This is a genomic window from Citrobacter sp. wls826 (genome assembly GCF_005281245.1).
In the GTDB taxonomy this organism is placed as follows: Bacteria; Pseudomonadota; Gammaproteobacteria; order Enterobacterales; family Enterobacteriaceae; genus Citrobacter; species Citrobacter braakii.
On record NZ_SZWS01000063.1, the window covers coordinates 143,941 to 146,992 of the forward strand.

2 protein-coding genes and 3 pseudogenes are annotated in these 3,052 nt (G+C 53.5%); 2 read left to right on the plus strand and 3 right to left on the minus strand.

Annotation, left to right across the window (positions count from 1 at the left end; translation table 11 throughout):
- The 3 genes and pseudogenes from FDW87_RS23130 to hycA form a co-directional block, all read right to left on the minus strand.
- Window positions 1-557 (minus strand): annotated as a pseudogene (locus tag FDW87_RS23130) (formate hydrogenlyase subunit 3); the annotation flags it as partial.
- Entirely contained in the window at window positions 554-1,165 is a 612-nt protein-coding gene (hycB, locus tag FDW87_RS19820; protein WP_016154189.1) for a formate hydrogenlyase subunit HycB, read from the minus strand. The gene hycB and the pseudogene FDW87_RS23130, both read right to left, overlap by 4 nt.
- Before the next feature lie 141 nt (window positions 1,166-1,306).
- Window positions 1,307-1,765 (minus strand): annotated as a pseudogene (gene hycA, locus FDW87_RS19825) (formate hydrogenlyase regulator HycA).
- Window positions 1,766-1,963: 198 nt separating this feature from the next.
- Between hycA and hypA the strand changes: the two are divergent.
- Entirely contained in the window at window positions 1,964-2,335 is a 372-nt protein-coding gene (gene hypA, locus FDW87_RS19830; RefSeq protein WP_016154191.1) for a hydrogenase maturation nickel metallochaperone HypA, read from the plus strand.
- A 52-nt stretch (window positions 2,336-2,387) separates the two neighbouring features.
- A pseudogene (gene hypB, locus FDW87_RS19835) lies at window positions 2,388-3,052 on the plus strand (hydrogenase nickel incorporation protein HypB); the annotation flags it as partial.

The following is a 3,052-nucleotide window of genomic DNA, read 5'->3' on the forward strand; positions in this document are numbered from 1 at the left end:
AGGTCAAGCAGGCGCAGCTCCAGGGTGCCGTAGCGTTGCCACACCAGGTAGCAGGCAATAGCCAGCAGCAGCGTGCCGACACGGCCCAGCGCAAACCACAGTTTGCCCTCTTTGCTGCAGCCGGTGAGGAACACGGCACACAGCGCCATGATTTCCGCCATCACCACCAGCGTTCCGAGGTTGCTGGCAACCACCGCACATACCGCCGCGGCCATCAGCAGATTCACCAGCAGCCCGTTGGCTTTTACCTGCGGATGACGATGCCAGTCAATGTTGTACAGGCTGACAAACAGGCCGCACAGGCCCAGCGTAATCAGCCAGATAGCGTTCAACGGGGTAATTTGCACACTGTGACCAATAAACGGCATCACACCGCTTAAAGCCAGCGCATTAGTCAGTACGGTGAAACCCGCAGCCGCCGTACACAGGCTGCCAACCGCACCGCCAACCCCGGCAATCCAGCCGCTCAGCGGTTTATGAAATGAAAACAGAAATGCCAGAACCGCAGCCGCCGTAAACCAGGCTACGCCGCTGTTAATCAGTGAAATTGCGCTCATTTTGCATCCCCACTCTGAGCCTGCTGAAACAAGGTGAGATCGCCGAAGTCGGTATTGAAAGTCAGCTCACGCTTACGTTTGCTGGCGCGGGCAATATCCACGTTACTCACCAGGTGCAGGGCTTTGGTCGGGCACATGCGTACGCAGGCCGGACCAAGCTCGTCAAAACTGCACAGATCGCATTTCACCGCGATGGCACGAATACCCGGAACCCAGTCCAGCAACGTGCTCACGCGGGCAGGCGCTGGCGGAGCCGGAGGCGCTTTTGGCGTATTGGCGTTTGCCGGGATATGCAGCGGACGGCTACCGGAAAACTCAATCGCGCCAAACGGACAGGCGATCCCGCACAGTTTGCAGCTTACACACAGGCTTTCATTCAGCTGCACGGCACCATCAACGCGATTAATCGCATTAACCGGACAAACGGTGGCGCAAGGCGCATCTTCGCAATGGTGGCAAAGCTGCGGGGCGGATTCTTTTTCATTTAACATCACTTTCAGGCGCGGCATTGACTGCAGGCCATGCTGGCGATGTGTCTCTGAGCAGGCGGCTTCACAGGTGTGGCAGCCGATGCAAAGAGTGGAGTCAGCAATTACAAAACGATTCACCAGGCATTCCTCAGGTGATAGTCATTTTTGACGAAAACATGTCTGGAAAATGTCATTTCGACATTTTTCGACATGCCCATTCCCTAAACGTCGTGACGCAGTATGAAAGTGCATCATGACAAAAGTGGGCACACCCAAGGCTTAAGCCGGGCTATGTCCCTCAATCAGCTGGCTTAAATTCACCGGCATATTGTTTTCAACCGCGGTATAGAGGCTGTCGTAGACGGTGGCGATTTTTTCGAGATAGTGCTCCAGCACCTGCTCGCGATCGCGGTTGCTGATACGCTCATCAACCTTACCGTCGATGGTCAACTCAGCCTGTGCAATCAGTTGCTTATCATCACCGTCTTTCGTTTCAACGTAGTACTAGATGGTGTGGCTGTTAAAGCCGTCCGCCAGCGTGACGTAGATAGTGAAGTGTTCAAAAAGGACGAAGCAGAGATCCTTGTCCGGTGCGCAGCTCATTGCATGATGCAAACGCGCTTTTGACAGGGTGATCCCCTGAACCAGCGAGTTGCAGTAAATACGCCACTGGTCCTGTAGGCGACGATGCCGTTCAGCGATGTAATCGGCTTTTTCGCTTATTTCCCAAATAGTCATGTCAGGTTACCCGTTTAGCAGAGATGAACAGCTTTAAGCACATTTCATGCCAAAATTAAAAACTTTAATTTTCATATAGATAAAAAATCAAAGAGCGGTGACGACATGTCATTTCGTCATCGTCGTCATTGTCACGATAGAAAAAATTCAAGCTGGCATGTTTATTGCTTTTAATACGGCAACTTCATAGGAGGCGGTATGCACGAAATAACCCTCTGCCAACGGGCACTGGAATTGATTGAACAACAGGCCACGCAATACGGTGCTCAACGAGTAACTGGGGTCTGGCTCAAAATTGGCGCATTTTCTTGCGTAGAAACCAGCGCTCTCGCCTTTTGTTTTGATCTGGTATGCCGCGGGACCCTTGCAGAAGGTTGTAAACTCCACCTCGAAGAACAAGAAGCCGAATGTTGGTGCGAATCTTGTCAGCAATACGTCACCTTACTGACGCAACGCGTGCGCAGATGTCCGCAATGCAACAGCGATATGCTGAGAATTGTGGCCGATGACGGCTTACAGATTCGACGTATTGAAATAGATGAAACTCCAGCGCCGGATGCCGACGCCTAAGCGTCATCATCCGGCAACTGAAGTATCGCAAGTAATAAATCAGGAGTGAGCGATGTGTACGACATGTGGTTGCGCTGAAGGCAACCTTTATATAGAGGGTGATGAGCATAATCCCCACTCGGCGTTTCGCAGCGCGCCATTTGCCCCAGCGGCTCGTCCGGCGCTGAATATTACCGGGGTGAAGACCTCCAGTTTCACACCGAGCCAGACTGAAGAAGGCGATTTGCATTACGGTCACGGTGAAGCAGGCACCCACGCACCAGGCATGAGTCAGCGCCGGATGCTGGAAGTGGAAATTGACGTGCTGGATAAAAACAACCGTCTGGCCGAGCGCAACCGCGCCCGCTTTGCTGCCCGTCAACATCTGGTATTAAACCTTGTCTCAAGCCCAGGCTCCGGTAAAACCACGCTGCTGACCGAAACGCTGATGAAGCTCAAAGACAGCGTGCCTTGCGCCGTCATTGAAGGCGACCAGCAGACGGTTAACGATGCCGCCCGTATTCGCGCCACAGGTACGCCCGCCATCCAGGTCAACACCGGTAAAGGTTGCCACCTTGACGCACAAATGATTGCTGACGCCGCGCCACGTTTGCCGCTTGAAGACAACGGCATCCTGTTCATTGAAAACGTCGGGAACCTGGTTTGCCCGGCTAGCTTCGACCTCGGCGAACGCCATAAAGTGGCGGTGCTTTCCGTCACCGAAGGCGAAGACAAGCC